Origin of the sequence: Allorhizobium sp. Av2 (assembly GCF_021462805.2) — a bacterium.
In the GTDB taxonomy this organism is placed as follows: Bacteria; Pseudomonadota; Alphaproteobacteria; order Rhizobiales; family Rhizobiaceae; genus Allorhizobium; species Allorhizobium vitis_G.
The window spans coordinates 2,752,213-2,770,350 of record NZ_CP192696.1 but is presented as its reverse complement, the minus strand read 5'-3'; the positions used below and the strand labels follow the sequence as shown (position 1 = coordinate 2,770,350).

Genomic DNA, 18,138 nt, shown 5'->3' with positions numbered 1-18,138 from the left:
ACCCCCCGTCATTCTGGTTAGGTAGAGGTTTTACCTAGTCATTAATTCCCGCGATCCACCGCAGAAAACTTGGCCGCCACTCACCTGGCGGCCTTTTTTTGCTCCGCCTTGATGTACGTACATCAAAAAATCATTTACGGATGCCGGGTCATGGGATAAAGGTCAGATCCTGACAGAGAGATGTGGTGATGAAGCCGACGGTTCATGACATTGCGGCACGGGCGGGCGTCAGTTTGGCGACGGTGGACCGGGTTTTGAACAATCGCACTGGCGTCAGTGCTTCGACCCGCGCCCGCGTGGAAAGCGCCGTCGGCGTGCTTGGCTATGTTCGGGATCTGGCGGCGGCCAATCTGGCCAAAGGCCGGATTTATCCTTTCACCTTCATCCTGCCGGCCAATGACAATTCCTTTATGCACGGTTTGCGCCTGCAAGTGCTTGACGCTGCCAGCCGAGCTGGCATGGAGCGAACCCGCATCGATATTATCGATGTTGCGGCTTTCGATGCGGCATCTTTGATCGCGGCCCTGGACGATGCTGCGGCACGCCAACCCGCTGGCGTGGCCGTGGTGGCGGTGGATGCGCCGGACGTGGCTGCGGCTGTAGCGCGGTTGCGTGGTGCTGGCATACCGGTGGTGACACTGGTCTCCGATCTCAGCGGTGCCGAGCGCGACCATTTTGTCGGCATAGACAACCGTGCCGCCGGGCGCACGGCAGCCAGCCTGCTTGGCCGGTTTACCGGCGGACGGCAAGGGACGATTGCAATTGTCGCCGGGTCGATGCTGGTGCGCGACCACCGCGACCGGTTCGAGGGATTTCGCGCTGTGATGGCTGCTGAATTTCCGCAATTGACCTTGCTACCGGTGCTGGAAGGCCGTGACGATCCGCATCGTGTCGAAACCCTGCTGCAGGATCTGTTTTCGCAATCGCCTTATATAACAGGCCTCTACAGCCTGGGTGCAGGCAATCGCGGCCTGATCGCGGCACTGGAGCGGCTGGATGCCGACCGTCGCCCCCTGGTGGTCGCCCATGAATTGACGCCGGTGACGAGAGCGGCGCTGATGTCTGGACTGATCGATGCGGTGCTGAACCAGGACGCCGGACATGAAGTGCGCAGCGCCATCCGGGTGTTGAAGGCCAAGGCCGATGGTGCGGCTGTGTTGGCGGCGCAGGAACGTATTCGTCTCGACATATTTCTCAAAGACAATCTGCCAGAGCAAGAACAGCGATAACAGGCAGAATAGGGAGGCTTCTCATGTATCTTGGATTGGATCTCGGCACGTCCGGCGTCAAGGCGATGTTGATCGACGCGGACCAGACGGTGATTGGCTCGGCCAATGGCGCGCTGACCGTCTCTCGCCCGCATTCCGGCTGGTCGGAACAGGCGCCAGCAGATTGGATCAGGGCAACGCTGGAGGCCATTGCCGGGTTGAAAGCGCAGTTTTCCCGCGAGCTTGCGGCCGTCAAAGGCATCGGCCTTTCCGGCCATATGCATGGGGCAACGCTGGTCGATGCCCGAGGTGACGTCTTGCGGCCCTGTATTCTGTGGAACGACACCCGCTCCTTCAAACAAGCCGCAGCACTGGATGCCGATCCGCGTTTTCGCGCTCTGACCGGCAATATCGTTTTTCCCGGCTTCACGGCACCGAAACTGGCCTGGGTGAAGGAGAATGAGCCGGATATCTTCGCCAAAACCGCCAAGGTTCTGCTGCCCAAAGACTATTTGCGGCTCTGGCTGACGGGTGAATATCTGTCGGAAATGTCGGATTCGGCTGGCACCTCCTGGCTGGATACCGGCAAGCGCGCCTGGTCGAGCGAGCTGCTCGCCGCCACCGATCTCGGCGAGCAGCACATGCCCGGCCTGGTCGAAGGCACTGCCGAGGCGGGTCGGTTGCGCGCCGAGCTGGCGGCGGATTGGGGCATGACTGCCGGTGTCATTATTGCGGGCGGGGCAGGCGACAATGCGGCGTCTGCTTGCGGCATGGGTACGGTGGCGGAAGGCCATGCCTTCGTGTCGCTTGGCACATCCGGGGTGTTGTTTGCCGCCAATGCTTCCTATCTGCCAAAGCCGGAAAGCGCCGTGCATGCCTTTTGCCACGCGCTTCCCAATACCTGGCACCAGATGGGCGTAATCCTGTCGGCGACCGACGCGTTAAACTGGTATTCCGGTATCAGCGGCAAGCCTGCCGGAGACCTGACCAATGAGCTTGGCGAGGACCTCAAGGCCCCGACCGGCGTGACCTTCCTGCCTTATCTCTCGGGCGAACGCACGCCCCATAACGATGCCGAAATCCGGGGCGCATTTATTGGTCTTGGCCACGAATCCAGCCGCGCTGTTCTGACCCAGGCCGTGCTGGAAGGCGTATCCTTTGCTATCCGTGACAGTCTTGAAGCGCTGAAATCGGCGGGAACCTCACTGTCGCGGGTCACGGCGATCGGTGGCGGTTCGCGCTCGCGCTATTGGCTGGCATCGATTGCCACAACGCTTGGCATTCCCGTCGATATTCCAGCCGATGGTGATTTTGGGGCTGCTTTTGGTGCGGCCCGTCTGGGGTTGATTGCCGCAACCGGGGCCGATCCGCTTGCCGTTTGCTCAGCCCCACCGACAGAGGCGACCATTGAGCCAGTGACGGCTTTGCGCGACGGCTACGAGGACGCCTATCAGCGCTACCGCGCGCTTTATCCGGCCATCAAGCAATTGGGCCCCGTCAAGCTGGCCCATTAAAAACCACAGAAAACGTTTAACATCAGGAGGAAAACCCATGAGCACAGGCTTTTTCGGCGACATCACCAAGATCAAATATGAAGGCCCTGACAGCACCAATCCGCTGGCCTTCCGCCATTATAACCCCAATGAAGTGGTGATGGGCAAGCGGATGGAAGACCATCTGCGTTTTGCCGTGGCCTACTGGCACACCTTTGTGTGGCCGGGCACCGACCCGTTCGGCGGCAATACGTTTGAGCGTCCTTGGTTCAAGGATTCGATGGAGGCTGCCAAGCTGAAGGCCGATGTGGCCTTTGAATTCTTCCAGTTACTCGGCACGCCTTACTATTGCTTCCATGATGCGGATGCGCGTCCTGAAGGCGCGTCCTTTGCGGAAAACACCAGAAATCTGAATGAAATTGTCGATTACTTTGCCCAAAAGCAGGCCGATACCGGCGTCAAGCTGTTGTGGGGGACGGCCAACATGTTCTCGCATCGTCGCTATATGTCGGGTGCCGCCACCAACCCGGACCCTGACGTCTTTGCCTTTGCCGCAGCCACGGTGAAGACCTGCCTGGATGCCACGCAGAAGTTGGGTGGCGAAAACTACGTGCTGTGGGGTGGTCGTGAAGGCTATGAAACCCTGCTCAACACTGACCTGAAGCAGGAACTCGACCATATGGGCCGTTTCCTCAACATGGTGGTGGAATACAAGCACAAGATCGGCTTCAAGGGCGCGATCCTGATCGAGCCGAAGCCGCAGGAGCCTTCCAAGCATCAGTATGATTATGATGTGGCCACCGTCTACGGCTTCCTCAAGACTTACGGTCTGGAGAAGGAAGTGAAGGTGAACATCGAGCAGGGCCATGCCATTCTGGCTGGTCATACATTCGAGCATGAATTGGCACTGGCCAACGCGCTGGGCATTTTCGGCTCCATCGACATGAACCGCAACGACTATCAATCCGGCTGGGATACCGACCAGTTCCCCAACAATGTGCCGGAAATGGCGCTGGCCTATTATCAGGTTCTGCAGGCGGGCGGCTTTACCTCTGGCGGCACCAATTTCGATAGCAAGCTGCGCCGCCAGTCCATCGATCCGGCGGATCTGCTGATCGGCCATATCGGCGGCATGGATTGCTGCGCCCGTGGCCTGAAGGCGGCTGCGAAAATGGTTGAAGACAAGGCGCTGTCGGCACCGCTCGCCAACCGCTATGCAGGCTGGAACAGTGAAGGTGCAAAGGCCATGCTGGCCAGTGGCACGCTGGAGAGTATTGCGGCCCGGGTTGAAGGCGAAAACATCAATCCACAGCCGGTGTCCGGCCAGCAGGAATTGCTGGAAAACGTCGTCAATCGCTACGTTTGATCGCTTTGATGCACTGCCAGGGAAATGGAGGTTTTCCCTGGCAGTTTTCTTTGATAGATAAACTGCAACGTTTCAGTATCATTTTGGAGGAGATGTTTATGAAGACGATTAAAGGCCCTGCCTTGTTTTTGGGCCAGTTTGCCGGTGATGCCGCGCCTTTTAATTCCTGGGATAGCATTACCAAATGGGCTGCCGATAAAGGCTATCTTGGCGTGCAGGTTCCGACCTGGGCCAGCCAGTTGATTGACCTGAAAAAGGCCGCCGAATCCAAGGATTATTGTGACGAACTGGCCGGTATCGCCCGCGCCAATGGCGTCGAGATTACCGAGCTTTCCACCCATTTGCAGGGACAGCTGGTGGCGGTGCATCCGGCCTATGACGAAGCGTTTGACGGTTTCGCTGCCCCCGAAGTGCGTGGCAACCCGAAAGCCCGGCAGGAATGGGCTGTGCAACAGGTCAAATACGCGCTGAAGGCCTCAAACCATCTGGGCATCAAGGCGCATGCCACGTTTTCGGGCGCGCTGGCCTGGCCGTTTATCTATCCCTGGCCGCAGCGCCCGGCAGGTCTGGTGGAAACCGCGTTTGACGAGCTGGCGAAGCGCTGGCTGCCCATTCTCGACTATGCCGACGAGCAGGGTGTCGATATCGCTTACGAAATCCATCCCGGCGAAGACTTGCATGATGGTGTGACATTCGAGATGTTTCTGGAGCGGGTGGGCAACCACTCCCGCGCCAACATGCTCTATGATCCCTCGCATTATGTGCTGCAATGCCTCGACTATCTCGACCATATCGACATCTACAAAGACCGCATCAAGATGTTCCACGTCAAGGATGCCGAGTTCAATCCGAATGGCCGTCAGGGCGTTTACGGTGGCTACCAATCCTGGGTCAACCGCGCCGGGCGCTTCCGCTCACCAGGCGACGGCCAGGTGGACTTCGGCGCGATCTTCTCGAAAATGGCTGCCAATGATTTCGAAGGCTGGGCCGTGGTCGAGTGGGAATGCGCTCTAAAACACCCCGAAGACGGCGCCCGCGAAGGGGCGGAATTCGTCAAGGCGCATATTATCCGGGTCACGGAACATGCCTTTGACGATTTCGCCGCCAGCGGCACCGATGATGCGGCCAATCGGCGGATGCTGGGACTGTAACGGCGAAGGAAGGACATCATGACAATCGAAGCAAGCAAATCCGAGCAACGCGCCGCGAAAATCCGTCTCGGCATGGTGGGCGGCGGGCAGGGCGCGTTTATTGGCGCGGTCCACCGCATGGCGGCAAGGCTCGACGATCATTACGATCTGGTGGCAGGTGCTTTATCCTCGACGCCGGAAAAGTCCCTGGCCTCGGGCCGGGATCTGGGGCTTGATCCCACCCGCTGCTATGGCTCTTTTGACGAAATGGCGCAGATAGAGGCGGCGCGCCCGGATGGGATTGAGGCGGTGTCTATCGTCACGCCCAATCACATGCATTACCCGGCGGCGAAAGCCTTTCTGGAGCGCGGCATCCATGTGATCTGCGACAAGCCTCTGACCTCCAATCTGGAGGATGCGAAAAAACTGAAAGAGGTTGCCGAAAAGGCCAAGGCCCTGTTCATCCTCACCCACAATTACACCGGCTATCCCATGGTGCGCCATGCGCGGGAACTGGTGCAAAACGGCGAGCTGGGCGAGATCCGGCTGGTGCAGATGGAATATCCGCAGGATTGGCTGGCGGAACCTGTCGAGCAGACCGGCGCCAAGCAGGCCGTATGGCGCACCGACCCGGCCCAATCGGGCGTCGGCGGTTCCACCGGAGATATCGGCACCCACGCCTATAACCTCGGCAGCTTCATTTCCGGGCTGGAGCTGCAGGAACTCGCCGCCGATGTGCATACCTTCGTTGAAGGCCGCAGGCTGGATGACAACGCCCATGTGATGCTGCGTTTCCAAGGCGGGGCCAAAGGTCTGCTGTGGTGCAGCCAGGTGGCAACCGGCAATGAAAACGGCCTGAAAGTTCGCATCTACGGCACCAAGGCCGGGATCGAGTGGACGCAAGCCGATCCGAACTACCTGTGGTTCACCAAGCTCGGCGAACCAAAGCAACTGATCACCCGCGGCGGTGCCGGGGCAGGTAGCGCAGCTGCCCGCGTCACCCGCATTCCCGGCGGCCATCCCGAAGGCTATCTCGAAGCTTTTGCGACCATATATTCCGAGGCGGCCCAGGCTATTCATGCAGCAAGATCAGGTGCCACGGTTGATCCTGATGTGGTCTATCCGACTGTCGATGATGGGGTGAAGGGCGTTGCCTTTGTGACGGCGTGTATTCAGTCGTCACAGCAGAACGGGGCCTGGGTGAGGGTATGAAACGAATGCCAAGGGCCGTGGAAGCGGCCCTTGGCATTCTTCAATCCGTTGAAGTGCGGCGCAGCCAGGTCAACCTATTGGCATTTGTATTTGGACGTCCAAATCCATTTCACTTCGGAGGTTGAGCTTGGAATGGTTTGCTGGGTCATGCCCATGCTGGCCGGTTTACTGTCGACGCAGAGCAACCAATAGGGTGTGCCCAGCTTTCCATCGGTGGTTGACGGCGTGGCCGGAAACGTGCCGGTGGCGAGAACCATCAGCAGGGAGTTGCCGCTATATTGATGCGACCATCCTGTGACATAGTCAGGACCAGCCGTTTGCATGGCTTGTTCAACGGTCATGCCTGATGTCCAATTAACGCTATAGCTTATCGTGGTTTGGTTCTCGGTGTAGACGAGAGTGGCGCTGTTGGCCGTGGCGGGTAGCGCCATGCTGATTGTCGCTGCGCAGAGAAAATGGATAAAAGCTGTTTTCATAAATGTGTCCCCCAGATTAATGCATCCTAAGGTAGCATTTTTCTATTGGAAATACAACATAAGGAGTGGGTATACTGTGTTGTCTTTCGTCCGTGGCGTTCCTGCCGCAACTGCGTTAAGACCTGAATACGTCCTGTTTATTCACGCTTAAGTGCCGAAAGGTTTCCGATGACAGACCCGAAAGCCCTTGCCGCCCGCTTCCCCGGTGATTTCCTGTTTGGTGTGGCCACTGCCGCCTACCAGATCGAAGGGGCGACCAAGGCGGATGGGCGTAAGCCCTGCATCTGGGATGCGTTTGCCAATATGCCGGGCCGGGTGTTCGAGCGCCATAATGGCGATGTGGCCTGCGATCATTACAATCGCTGGGAACAGGATCTCGACCTGATTCAGGAGATGGGCGTAACCGCCTATCGCTTTTCCATTGCCTGGCCGCGCATTATTCCTGAAGGCACGGGCCGGGTGAATGAGACGGGGCTGGATTTTTACGACAAGTTGGTCGATGGGTTGAAGGAGCGGGGCATTAAGGCCTATGCGACGCTGTATCATTGGGATCTGCCATTGGCCCTGATGGGCGATGGCGGCTGGACGGCGCGCTCCACGGCCTATGCCTTCCAGCGCTATGCCAAGCTGGTGATGGCGCGGCTGGGCGACCGGCTGGATGCCGTGGCGACGTTTAACGAGCCGTGGTGCTCGGTCTGGCTATCACATCTTTACGGTGTGCATGCGCCGGGTGAGCGCAATATGGATGCGGCGATGCATGCCTTGCACTATACCAATCTCGCCCATGGTCTTGGCATCGATGCCATCAGGCAGGTCGCGCCGCAGGTGCCTGCGGGTCTGGTGCTGAATGCCCATTCGGTCATCCCCGGCTCGCAGAGTGCGGCTGATCAGACCGCCGCTGAACGCGCCCACCAGTTTCACAATGGTGTTTTCTTCGATCCGGTCTTCAAGGGCGAATATCCGGCAGAATTCATGGCCTCCCTTGGCAATCGCATGCCTGTCATCGACGATGGCGATCTTGACATTATCTCCCAGAAACTCGACTGGTGGGGCCTGAATTATTACACACCGATGCGGGTTGCCGACAATCCGGCTGCGGGCGCCGAGTTCCCCGCCACGGTGGATGCGCCGCCGGTCTCATCAGTCAAGACCGATATCGGCTGGGAAGTCTATGCCCCGGCGCTGAAGTCCCTGGTGGAAGGGCTCTATGATCGCTACACGCTGCCGGTCTGCTACATCACTGAAAACGGTGCCTGCTATAATATGGAGGTGGCCGAGGGCGTGGTGGATGACCAGCCACGGCTGGATTATTACGCCGAACATCTGGGCGTGGTGGCCGACCTGATTGCCGAGGGCATCCCCATGAAGGGCTATTTCGCCTGGAGCCTGATGGATAATTTTGAATGGGCCGAAGGCTACCGCATGCGGTTCGGCCTCGTGCATGTCGATTACGACACGCAGGTTCGCACGCTGAAGAACAGCGGCAAATGGTATAGCGCGCTGGCAGCCGAATTTCCCAAGGGCAACCACAGCGCCGAATGAGGCCATTCTGCCGCCTCGTTTCTGGCCCCCTCGTTCTTGCGTGGTCGCGCTCTTGCTTATTGCGCCGCAACACGGCAAACTTCCCTCTCAGGTTGTGTCTATCAAAAGGGGGAATGCATATGGGACGGGTACAGCTGCCGCTTTCAGGCAATGTCACTCAGGCGATCAATCCATGGACCTGGGTCTATAGTCCGACCCAGGTCGGGCAGGCCAGTCTGGTCACGTTCAATATCGATGTCGGCCCCTCGACCAATCCCGAGGCCGAAAAGGATATTTTGATGAATGTGGCCAGCTACGGCAAGCAGCTTGGCCGGATCGAAGACGCGCTCCGCGTGGTCATTGAACAGCTTGAACCGCTGGTCCTCGATGAAAAACTTGCCGATAACGAAGCGATTATCGCCTTCCGGGCGCTGATGTACGAAATCGATACGATCAAGAAACAGCATCGGAAATACTGATTTTTGTCATTTCCTGAAATTATTTCTTCAGGACTTCATGATATAATTCCTCTGTTTTGACGGTGGAGTTCATTGATGACGGCCTGTGCAGGTTGCCGGGACGGGGCTACTTTCGATGCTCCGTTCTCCATGGCGTTTCAGCCGATTGTCGATACACGGCAGGGCACCATATTTGGTTATGAGGCTCTCGTTCGAGGCATGGACGGTGCTGGCGCGGCCAGCGTCATGGCCGGGGTCAATGCGCAAAATCGCTATGCTTTCGATCAAACTTGCCGGGTCAAGGCCATTCAACTGGCCGCCGACCTTTTGCCTGTGACCTCTACAGCAACCCTATCGATCAATTTCATGCCCAATGCGGTTTACGAACCGCGTGCCTGTATCGGTTTGACGTTGAAAACCGCTGAGCGTGTTGGCTTCCCGCTCAACCGTATCCTGTTCGAATTTACCGAAAACGAGCAGATCGATACGGATCATCTGCTCAATATCCTGAAGACCTATCGCAGCATCGGCTTCAAGACGGCGATTGACGATTTCGGCGCAGGCCATGCCGGGCTGACACTTTTGGCAAAATTTCAGCCTGATATCGTCAAGTTGGATATGGAATTGGTGCGCGGCATCGACGAGGATCGTGCCAAGCGGATCATCCTGCGCCATACGCTGGCCATGCTGGGCGAATTCGGTATTCTGCCGCTGTGCGAAGGTGTCGAAACCAAGCAGGAACTGGATGTGTTGAAGGACATGGGTGTCCATCTTATGCAAGGCTATGTTCTGGCGCGTCCCGCCTTTGAGCGTTTCGAGCAGCCGGATCTGGCTGACGTCGCCTGATAATCGATTAGCTGCCGATATGCCGCTCGCCGCGCTGCTTGGCCAGCGCAATTTGTTTCTGGCGTTGGCGGTAGCGATCCCGGTCGGCTTCTGTGCGGCTCTCATAGCAATGGCTGCACGATACGCCAGCCTCGTAATAGGGCGAGGTCAGTTCTTCCGGCGTGATCGGGTTGCGGCAGGCGTGGCACAGCTGGTGGTCGCCCTCCTTCAGTCCATGGGTCACGGACACGCGCTCGTCGAACACGAAACAGGCGCCGTCCCACAGGCTTTGTTCTTCCGGCACGTTTTCCAGATATTTCAGGATGCCGCCCTTCAGGTGGTAGACTTCTTCGAAACCCTGTTGCTTCATGAAGGCGGTGGCCTTTTCGCAACGGATGCCGCCGGTGCAATACATGGCGATCTTCGGCTTGTTGTGCAGGCCGGGATTGTTCTTCACCCAATCGGGAAATTCGCGGAACGTCTTGGTATTGGGATCGACCGCGCCCCGGAAAATGCCGATCGCGGTCTCGTAATCGTTGCGGGTGTCGATGACGATGGTATCAGGATCGGAAATCAGCGCATTCCAGTCCTTGGGATCGACATAGGTGCCGACGATCTTGTTGGGATCGATATCCTCGACCCCCATGGTGACGATCTCTTTCTTCAGCTTCACCTTCATGCGCACGAACGGCATTTTCGACGCCCGGCTTTCCTTGTGCTCAAGGCTGGCAAATTCCGGCTGGGCGCGAAGATATGCCAGCACCGTGGCAATGCCCGCATCCGTGCCAGCAATCGTGCCATTGATGCCTTCATGGGCAAGCAGCAAAGTACCCTTGACGCCCTGCGCCTTGCAGAGCGCATCGAGCGGCTCGCGAAAGCTTTCGAACCGCGCGAAGGACGCAAAATGATAGAGCGCGGCCACACAGAATGCGCCGCCCTCTTCATGGCGAGGATTTTGAAGATCGTCTGTCATGGCCTGCGAAATACTGCCAATGCCGCCGGGAATCAACGAATTTCAGCAGGCGTATCGCGCTTTGAGTTTCGTCAAGTCATGCCGGTGGGTTGAAGACGCGAATCCGATGGCCGTCTGGATCGGTGGCGAGGAAAGTCCGCCCGAACTCCATATCGGTCGGTGCTTGCAGCATGGGGACGCCAAGCGCTTGCCATTGCGTGTGGAGATCATCGACATCCGCAGCCGTATCGGCCCGGATCGCCAGTTCGCAGCCACCGCCTGTAATGCTTGCCGCAGGCTCAACGGTGTGGCGGGACCAAAGACCGAGAATGAACCCGCCCGGCAGCGCGAACATGGCAAATGTCGCCGATAATTCGACGGGCGCAAGACCGAAGACCTGCTGATAGAAATGGGCGCTTGTCTCGGGTGTATCGACGTAAAGAATGGTCATTTTCGGGGTCGAGGTGGTTGTCATGAGAGCGTCTCCTTCAGGTTGACGCCCGGTTTGTAACTGAGCCTACTGCCAAAAAATGGCAGGAGTGTTTAAAGAATCCAATCTGGAATGCTGTTATGCTCGCGCCATCGTTTCAGCAGGCTGGCTCGACGCACCGGGTAGCGCAGAGCGAGTGTCTTGCACTCCCCAATGCGGTCGCAGCGAAAATGTCTGAAGTCATCGCGCAGCGTACACCAGGCCAGCAAGATCCGTGCGCCTTCAAAGAATGTGAGGGCGAACGGCCAGATATCGCGGTTGCTCGTCGCCCCTTTTTCATCCCGGTAGACGATATGCAGCACATGTTCAGCGCGGATCGCGTGCCGAAACGGGCTTAGATCGGCTGGAAGCTGCCCCGCTGCTCTATCGCTTGGCCCGACCAACAGACTATTATCCTCAAGGCTGCGGCGAAGTTCGTCGGGCAGCACGGCGGTGATTTTTGCAAGCGCGTCACGGGCGGCAAAGGCCAGATGCTGGTCGGTTCGTTGTGCGACAAAGCGGGCGCCAAGCACCAGCGCTTCGATTTCCTGTGGGCTGAACATCAGTGGTGGCAGCATGTAGCCCGGACGCAGCACATAGCCAAGACCGGCCTCGCCCTCGATACCGGCGCCCTGGCTCTGAAGCGTGGCAATGTCGCGGTAGAGCGTGCGGATGGAGACGCCCAGTTCTTCGGCCAATATCTGCCCAGTCACCGGGCGGCGATAGCGCCGCAGGATTTGCAGCAGTGAAAGAAGACGCTCGGACCGGGTCATCAACTGTCGCCTATTGCGCTGCGGCCCGCAACCACAGCGCCTCGATCACCGCTGGTTCCAAGTCGGGGCCGTCGGCAAACAATGCGTCCGCCGCCTCAAGCGCTTGCCGTCGCAGGGCCTGTTGCTGGCGGATGATGATGGCGAGCAGATGGGACAATGTTTCGCCGCCAGAAAACAGGCTTGAGTCTTCATCCAGCACCGAGGTCAGCACCGAAAGGTCGTTTTCATGGCCCAGCAGATCGGCCAGTTGCTTGGCGGCGCTGCGTTTCATCTCCATGGCGCTTGGCCAGAGATCGCGCAGCAGGGACAGATGCATCCAATAGGTCTGGGTGGCCTTGCGCAGCGCATGGTAGCTTTCTGCCTCGCTGGCATCGTGGCAGGCGGCAATGGCGGCTTCAGCGCGCTTGAAGGTTTTGGCCCAGGCCTTGGCAAATATCCGGGCGACTTTGGCAGGACGGTGGTTGAACTCGATTCCCATGGCGACATCTGCCGCTTCACGGCAGCCGTCTGCCGCCTCGCGCATCAATGCGCTCTGGCTTGCCTCCAGTTTGGCGGACAGACGTTCATGGCGATCAGACAATACCGACCATGCCTGTTGCAGGGCATGAGCTTCTTCATCGCTCAGGGTTGCTTCCTGAAGCGCCTCGACACTTTCCAGCAGTGCGGCAGCATCGCGAAGTGCTGAAAGGCTGCGGGCAATATCACCCAACCGGCGGTTTTCCCGGCCACGCAGGTCGGGAACGGCAGGGGCGACCAGCCGGTACAAGGCTCTGGCGCGTTTCAGTTTGCGGCGCGCAAGATGGACGGCGCGGTCCCGTTCACCGGGTGGGGCCTCGGCGCCACTGTCAAGATCGGCTGCGGCAGCCTGCAAAAGCGCGCCCAGCATCTCGGCAATAGCGGTGCCTGTCTTCAGGTCAGGCCTTAAGCGATAGGCCATTGCGCCTTTCCGTCGAAGGCGTGGATGTCGCCAGCCATTGGTTGGAATAGCGTCCGTCGCCGGTCACTTCCCGCCCGACCCAAGGCGGTAGCGGTGGGTCTTCGCAGTCGTTTTCCAGTTCGACCTCGGCCACCACAAGCCCGGCATGGGCGCCTGCGAAGACGTCGACTTCCCAGAGATAGCCGCCGTATTCGACGTTATAACGGGTCTTTTCGATGACGTTGCCCTGGGCTTTGTCGATCATTTCCAGCCCGTCGGCCAGCGGGATCTCATATTCGAATTCATCGCGGCTGAGACCAACATGACCGATCTTGATGGTCAGTAGCGCATCGGCCTGGTCGCGGATGCGGATGCGCACGGAACGATCGGCTCCCGACAGGATATAGCCCTGCTGAAAACGGCTGGATTTGCTGACATGTTGACGCCAAGTGTCTGCGCGGACCAGGAATTTTCTTTCGATTTCCTTTGCCATGGCTGCTTTCCGTCACGTTAAAATCGATTTCACTGTATAGTATGACGCCGGTTTGACAATAGTTCCATCAGTCCTTCAGTTCCTACTGTGCGCATTTGCCTCGACAGGGCGGTTTCCACGCGCTAATCAGGAATATCTAATCGTTTGAAAGGTATGTTCATGACTGCGAAGACGGACAGATTGTTGGCGGTGCTCAAGCTTCAGCCCGTTATTCCCGTGCTGATCATCGACGATGTCGAAACCGCCGTGCCGCTGGCGCGGGCGCTGGTGGCGGGTGGGCTGAAAGCCATCGAAATCACGATGCGCACGCCAGCTGCGCTGGAAGCGATTTCCCGGGTGGCCGCCGAGGTCGAGGGTGCTGTGGCCGGTGCCGGGACCATTCTCAACCCCGCCCATTTCGAAGCCGCGCTGAAAGCCGGGTCGCAGTTCATCGTCAGCCCCGGCACCACGCCGGAATTGCTAGCGGCTGCCGCCGGTTCCGATGTGCCGCTGCTGCCGGGCGCTGCCACGGCCAGCGAAGTGATGACCCTGCGCGAAAAGGGCTATGAAGTGTTGAAATTCTTCCCCGCCGAACAGGCAGGTGGGGCGGCCTATCTGAAATCGCTGTCCTCGCCGCTGGCAGGCACGCTGTTTTGCCCGACAGGCGGCATTTCGCTGAAGAATGCCAGGGATTATCTGTCGCTGCCCAACGTGGTCTGCGTTGGCGGCTCCTGGGTGGCACCGAAAGAGCTGGTTGCTGCGGGCGATTGGGCAGGCATTACCAAGCTGGCCGTTGAGGCCTGCGCGCTGAAGGGCTAATACGAAGAGTCATTGAAAATGACTCTTCGTATACCACTTTCGAATATCTCATGCCCTTGATGCATTTGAGATATTCGAAACTCGTATCAGGCGAGGATGCGTCAGCATCTTCGAGCCGTCTATAAGCTGGGAACGGCCGCATATGTCGTAATTTGACGCCCGCGTCTTGGGAAAGGGCGCGGGCGTTCCTATCTCTCTTCTAGCTGAAATATTAGGGAGAAGAGAATGATCGACGCCAAAAAGCTCCTCACGCAGTTTCTGGGATCGCAGATCCCGGGCATCGGCGGCTCTGTTCGCAAGAGGGGTGATGACGCCGCAAGCTATGCCAAGTCCAATCCCTGGAAGACCGGTGCGCTGGTGTCCGTGCTGCTCGGCACCAAGACCGGACGGTCGCTGGCCGGAGGTGCGCTGAAAGTTGGCGGCCTGGCGCTGGTGGCCGGTCTCGGCTACCGCGCCTATCGCAATTACCAGTCCGGCAAGGCCCCGGAAGAGCTGCGCGCCCTGCCGGAACTGCCGGCTCCACCGCAAAATTCCGGCTTTGATCCGGCAACCTCGCTCAGCAATGATTTTGCGCTCACTCTGATCAAGGCGATGATTGCCGCGGCGAAGGCCGATGGCCATATCGACGCAGGCGAGCGCGCCAACATCATGGAAAAACTGCATGTCGAGGAACTCGGCGATGAGGCGGAGGCCTTTATTCGTGCAGAACTGGACAATCCGACCGATCTCGATGCGTTGGTGGCTGCCGCCCGCACTGAGGAACAGAAGGTCGAACTCTATACGGCCTCGCGGTTGACCATCGACCCCGATACCCGCGCCGAGCGCGGCTATCTCGACCTGCTGGCCGGACGCCTGGGGCTTGCCGATGGGTTGATCGACCATATCGAGGCGACGGTTGCGGCGGCCAAGGTTGAGACGCCGGCTGGCTGAGACTGACGCTCAACAAAAGCAACGGCGGAAATCGCCGTTGCCTTCCCGTTACGGCTGGCATAATCCTGATGTGATAAGAAGAGTCATTGAAAATGTATCTTCGCATTCCATTTTCGCATACCTCAAGCCCCTGGTGCATTTGAGATATTCGAAATTCCTTCAAAGCGAGGATGCGTTAGCATTTTCGAGCTTTCGTATGATCGAACAGGGGGCATCATGCAGGATCTGAAGACCTATCGCGTTGCGGCACCAGCGCCAGTGCGGCTTGAGGGCCGGTATGTCCTGGTCGAGCCCTTTGTCCGCGAGCAGCATCTGTCGGAGCTGTGGGCCGGGCTGGGCGGTGGCGATGCCGTCAATCAGGCGCTGCGCTATTTTCCCAATGACGATTTTTCCGGTGTCGAGGTCTTCGGCGACTGGCTGGAGGGCGCCAATGCCAGCGGCAGCCTGATCACCCATATCTTCCGCTCCAAGGCGGATGGCACCATCGTCGGCATGGCCAGCCTGATGCGACCCGATCCTAAAAACGGCGTGGTCGAAGTCGGCTCGGTTGCACATGGTCCGGCGATGAAACGCTCTGCCCTATCGAGTGAAGCGCATTATCTGCTGGCCAGACATGTGTTCGAGGATCTCGGCTATCGGCGCTACGAATGGAAATGCCATAATGACAACGAGCCGAGCAAGGTCACGGCGCGCCGCTATGGCTTCACCTTCGAGGGCGTATTTCGCCAGCATATGATTTCCAAGGGAAAGAACCGCGATACCGCCTGGTTTTCGATCATCGATGCCGATTGGCCCCTCGTTAAAGCCGGGTTCGACGCCTGGCTCGATTCTGATAATTTCGATGCCGACGGCAATCAGAAACAGCGGCTTAAGGATATTCGAGCCGCTTTGAGGTCTGCGACATGAGCCCACGCGATAAAAACTCGGCGATTGCTGCTGGCCTGATCATTCTCGGCTTCGGACTGGCCATGGTGTTCCTGCCCAATCTGGTCCTGTGGATCGGGCAATTTTCGCCACTTCTGGCGGCTGCGGTCGGCTCTATGGTGGTTTTGTCGTTCTTCCTGATCTTCTGGCTCCGCGCGCGCTATCAGCGGCGTCACCCGGATGACAGGTGATAGCCTTGCAGTGAGGCGGCCAGCAGCAGGCTTCCGACCAGGATGATGAACAACGCGCCGCCGATTTCGATGGCAAGGCCGACGCGGTAGGCGGTATGGGAGCCATGGCCTGCCAGCCGCACCGCCAGGCCCTTGGCACCGACGGCAGCGATGGCAAGGGCCGAGACGGTGATCGCGGTTCCCGCCGCCATGGCGAAGACCGATAGAATGCCACCGAGATAGAGCTGGTTCAACATCGCGAAGGTCATGACCAGCAGCGCGCCGGAACAGGGGCGAAGGCCAACGGCGACAATGGCCGACCAGGCTTCCTTGACGCTGAAATGCTCGGCACCGACCATGGCTGGCGAAGGCAGATGGCTGCGGCCGCAATCCACGCAGATTTCGCCCTTACGCGGTAAATAACGGTCGCTCTCGGCTGCATCGGCCTTGAAGCGCAGGCCGGTTCCTGAAGACGATGCGGATTTTGTACCAACTGGCTGCGGCGCATCGAACAGGCCCGCTGTCACGCCATCCGATGGGATCTCGCCCGTACTCCCGCCGGAAAAGGCTAGGACCGGCAGAGGCTGGCGATGCCGGAAAGCCTCGCTCAGCTTGCGGACCAGCAGCCACACACCGAAGGCGACGACCAGCGCGAAACTGGCGGCTTCCATGGCGTCGGTTGCCCGTGTAAGGGTAATGCCGCTGCCGCGCAGGGCGAGAAACATCACACCCACGGTGACGATGGCGACGATGGCCTGCAAAATCGAAGAGGCGATGGAAATGGCGATGCCGCGCTTCAGCTCCAGCTCATTGGCGACCATATAGGACGAGATCACCGCCTTGCCGTGGCCGGGGCCGGCGGCATGAAACACGCCGTAAGCAAAGGACAGGCCGATCAATACCCAGAGCTGGTGGGGATCGTCACGCATGCCGCGCAACGCCTCGGTCAGCGCCCGGTAGAAGGCCTGTTGATGGGTGTTGATCCATAGCATCACCCCGGCCAACGGCCCGTCCATCTGAAAGGACGGTTCGGCGGTGCCGATGCCAAGCGGCGAGCCTGCATGGGCCAGTGTGGCGGCGAGTGTGGCAGGAAGTACCACGGCAAGAGCGACAGCAACAAGCAGAGCGGTCCTCGAAGCTCGTCGATGCGTCAGCATGCCAGATCCAGCCTCGTTGCAAACAGCTTGCCCATGTCGGTGCCGGTCGGATCGTTGAAGAAGGCTTCGGTCAGGCTGGCCTGGTTCTGCTTGATCACGTCATCGGGATTGGGCCGGACCACGGTGCGTTTGCATTTCTTCAGCGCGTCGCCGGTCTCGACGATGTCGCTGTCCTGCTTGAAGTCGATGGCCGTATAAAGGGTCGGATCGTGAACGCCGAAGCTGAGATTGCCCTTGATCGGAATGGGCTTTTCCGGCTTTACGATAAAGAAGACCAGCAATTGGTTGTCTTTATAATCGGCGTTGAACACCTGCGGCTTGGCAACGTTGATGGTCGCGCCGCTGGCGCTGATAAAGGTGAAATAGCCATAGTCGCCAAGCGAGCTGCGGATGGTGTTGGCGATATCCTGCAACTCGCTATGGTCGAGCTTCAGGTCGCCGTTCTTGTCGAAATCCAGCATGACGCTGGAGGAAAACACCTCGTCAAAGCGCCAGGTATTGCGCAATTCCTTGATGGTGTTGTCCGCGCCTGCCACCACTTCCAGCCGGGCCTGGACGAAGACATGCGGATGGGCCGAGGCCGAGGGCGCCGACAGGCCTAGAAACCCTGCGACAAGAAAACCGGCGAGAAGAAGAGGCCGTGCTATGTTCATCTGCGCCCTAACCGCTGCTTATATCGAGTGCGACAGCGGGCCATGATGAAACCGATAGGACACGCTGCACTGTCGGCGTCGCGTGGACGCATGACATCTATATTCATGGTCTGTGGTGGCCAAGCAATAGGACGGAAATAGGGCCGCTGACTTTTGCCTTGAAAAAGTGAAGAGGGTAGCCATAGGTCAAGGGGGCTATCAAACGGGCGCTCGG

20 protein-coding genes are annotated in these 18,138 nt (G+C 58.7%); 12 read left to right on the top strand and 8 right to left on the bottom strand.

Annotated features, from left to right (window positions below; genetic code table 11):
• Positions 1-188: 188 nt before the first annotated feature.
• From FS819_RS13165 to FS819_RS13145, 5 genes are all read left to right on the top strand, one after another.
• On the top strand, positions 189-1,229 hold the full coding sequence (locus FS819_RS13165) for a LacI family DNA-binding transcriptional regulator (RefSeq protein WP_156551058.1): 1,041 nt from the start codon (positions 189-191) through the stop codon (positions 1,227-1,229).
• Between the two features lie 23 nt (positions 1,230-1,252).
• A complete protein-coding gene (gene xylB / locus FS819_RS13160; RefSeq protein WP_156551057.1) occupies positions 1,253-2,722 on the top strand; it encodes a xylulokinase in 1,470 nt (489 codons plus the stop codon).
• A 37-nt stretch (positions 2,723-2,759) separates the two neighbouring features.
• On the top strand, positions 2,760-4,067 hold the full coding sequence (xylA, locus tag FS819_RS13155) for a xylose isomerase (RefSeq protein ID WP_156551056.1): 1,308 nt from the start codon (positions 2,760-2,762) through the stop codon (positions 4,065-4,067).
• A gap of 98 nt (positions 4,068-4,165) precedes the next feature.
• Positions 4,166-5,218, top strand: a complete 1,053-nt coding sequence (locus FS819_RS13150; RefSeq protein WP_156551055.1) for a sugar phosphate isomerase/epimerase family protein — start codon at positions 4,166-4,168, stop codon at positions 5,216-5,218.
• Positions 5,219-5,236: 18 nt separating this feature from the next.
• Positions 5,237-6,409, top strand: a complete 1,173-nt coding sequence (locus FS819_RS13145; RefSeq protein WP_156551054.1) for a Gfo/Idh/MocA family protein — start codon at positions 5,237-5,239, stop codon at positions 6,407-6,409.
• 74 nt (positions 6,410-6,483) lie between these two features.
• Here FS819_RS13145 and FS819_RS13140 read toward each other — a convergent pair whose 3' ends face one another.
• The gene (locus FS819_RS13140) at positions 6,484-6,885 is read right to left on the bottom strand and encodes a hypothetical protein (protein WP_156551053.1); all 402 of its coding nucleotides are present in this window, start codon (positions 6,883-6,885) and stop codon (positions 6,484-6,486) included.
• A 168-nt stretch (positions 6,886-7,053) separates the two neighbouring features.
• Between FS819_RS13140 and FS819_RS13135 the strand changes: the two genes are divergently transcribed.
• The 3 genes from FS819_RS13135 to FS819_RS13125 all read left to right on the top strand — a co-directional run bounded on the left by FS819_RS13135 (position 7,054) and on the right by FS819_RS13125 (position 9,710).
• Positions 7,054-8,427 carry a GH1 family beta-glucosidase gene (locus tag FS819_RS13135; RefSeq protein ID WP_156551052.1) on the top strand — a complete coding sequence of 458 codons (1,374 nt, stop codon included), beginning with the start codon at positions 7,054-7,056 and terminating at the stop codon, positions 8,425-8,427.
• 119 nt (positions 8,428-8,546) lie between these two features.
• Positions 8,547-8,885: a hypothetical protein gene (locus FS819_RS13130; protein WP_156551051.1), complete on the top strand. Its 339-nt coding sequence runs from the start codon at positions 8,547-8,549 to the stop codon at positions 8,883-8,885.
• Between the two features lie 75 nt (positions 8,886-8,960).
• On the top strand, positions 8,961-9,710 hold the full coding sequence (locus FS819_RS13125; RefSeq protein ID WP_156551050.1) for an EAL domain-containing protein: 750 nt from the start codon (positions 8,961-8,963) through the stop codon (positions 9,708-9,710).
• Between the two features lie 7 nt (positions 9,711-9,717).
• Here the strand turns inward: FS819_RS13125 and trhO are convergent, their stop codons facing one another.
• The 5 genes from trhO to FS819_RS13100 all read right to left on the bottom strand — a co-directional run bounded on the left by trhO (position 9,718) and on the right by FS819_RS13100 (position 13,292).
• Positions 9,718-10,662, bottom strand: a complete 945-nt coding sequence (trhO, locus tag FS819_RS13120; protein ID WP_156551049.1) for an oxygen-dependent tRNA uridine(34) hydroxylase TrhO — start codon at positions 10,660-10,662, stop codon at positions 9,718-9,720.
• Positions 10,663-10,738: 76 nt separating this feature from the next.
• Positions 10,739-11,116: a VOC family protein gene (locus tag FS819_RS13115; protein ID WP_156551048.1), complete on the bottom strand. Its 378-nt coding sequence runs from the start codon at positions 11,114-11,116 to the stop codon at positions 10,739-10,741.
• 68 nt (positions 11,117-11,184) lie between these two features.
• Positions 11,185-11,883 carry a helix-turn-helix transcriptional regulator gene (locus FS819_RS13110; protein ID WP_156551047.1) on the bottom strand — a complete coding sequence of 233 codons (699 nt, stop codon included), beginning with the start codon at positions 11,881-11,883 and terminating at the stop codon, positions 11,185-11,187.
• Between the two features lie 10 nt (positions 11,884-11,893).
• Positions 11,894-12,820, bottom strand: coding sequence for a CHAD domain-containing protein (locus FS819_RS13105; RefSeq protein WP_156551046.1), 927 nt, complete (start codon positions 12,818-12,820; stop codon positions 11,894-11,896).
• Positions 12,798-13,292, bottom strand: coding sequence for a CYTH domain-containing protein (locus FS819_RS13100; RefSeq protein ID WP_156551045.1), 495 nt, complete (start codon positions 13,290-13,292; stop codon positions 12,798-12,800). Before FS819_RS13100 ends, FS819_RS13105 begins: the two co-directional genes overlap by 23 nt.
• A gap of 159 nt (positions 13,293-13,451) precedes the next feature.
• On the opposite strand from FS819_RS13100, the gene FS819_RS13095 reads away from it, so the two are divergent.
• The 4 genes from FS819_RS13095 to FS819_RS13080 all read left to right on the top strand — a co-directional run bounded on the left by FS819_RS13095 (position 13,452) and on the right by FS819_RS13080 (position 16,135).
• On the top strand, positions 13,452-14,090 hold the full coding sequence (locus tag FS819_RS13095; RefSeq protein WP_156551044.1) for a 2-dehydro-3-deoxy-phosphogluconate aldolase: 639 nt from the start codon (positions 13,452-13,454) through the stop codon (positions 14,088-14,090).
• Positions 14,091-14,315: 225 nt separating this feature from the next.
• Positions 14,316-15,020 (top strand): tellurite resistance TerB family protein, encoded by a 705-nt coding sequence (locus FS819_RS13090; RefSeq protein WP_156551043.1) that lies wholly within the window; start codon positions 14,316-14,318, stop codon positions 15,018-15,020.
• A gap of 216 nt (positions 15,021-15,236) precedes the next feature.
• Positions 15,237-15,926 (top strand): GNAT family N-acetyltransferase, encoded by a 690-nt coding sequence (locus tag FS819_RS13085; RefSeq protein ID WP_156551042.1) that lies wholly within the window; start codon positions 15,237-15,239, stop codon positions 15,924-15,926.
• A complete protein-coding gene (locus FS819_RS13080) occupies positions 15,923-16,135 on the top strand; it encodes a hypothetical protein (protein WP_156551041.1) in 213 nt (70 codons plus the stop codon). Before FS819_RS13085 ends, FS819_RS13080 begins: the two co-directional genes overlap by 4 nt.
• On the opposite strand, the gene FS819_RS13075 is transcribed toward FS819_RS13080, so the two are convergent.
• Together FS819_RS13075 and FS819_RS13070 are read right to left on the bottom strand one after the other, a co-directional pair.
• A complete protein-coding gene (locus tag FS819_RS13075) occupies positions 16,117-17,271 on the bottom strand; it encodes a nickel/cobalt transporter (protein WP_156551040.1) in 1,155 nt (384 codons plus the stop codon). The two genes, FS819_RS13080 and FS819_RS13075, sit on opposite strands and share 19 nt — an antisense overlap.
• A complete protein-coding gene (locus FS819_RS13070; RefSeq protein ID WP_156551039.1) occupies positions 17,265-17,924 on the bottom strand; it encodes a DUF1007 family protein in 660 nt (219 codons plus the stop codon). Before FS819_RS13070 ends, FS819_RS13075 begins: the two co-directional genes overlap by 7 nt.
• Positions 17,925-18,138: the final 214 nt, after the last annotated feature.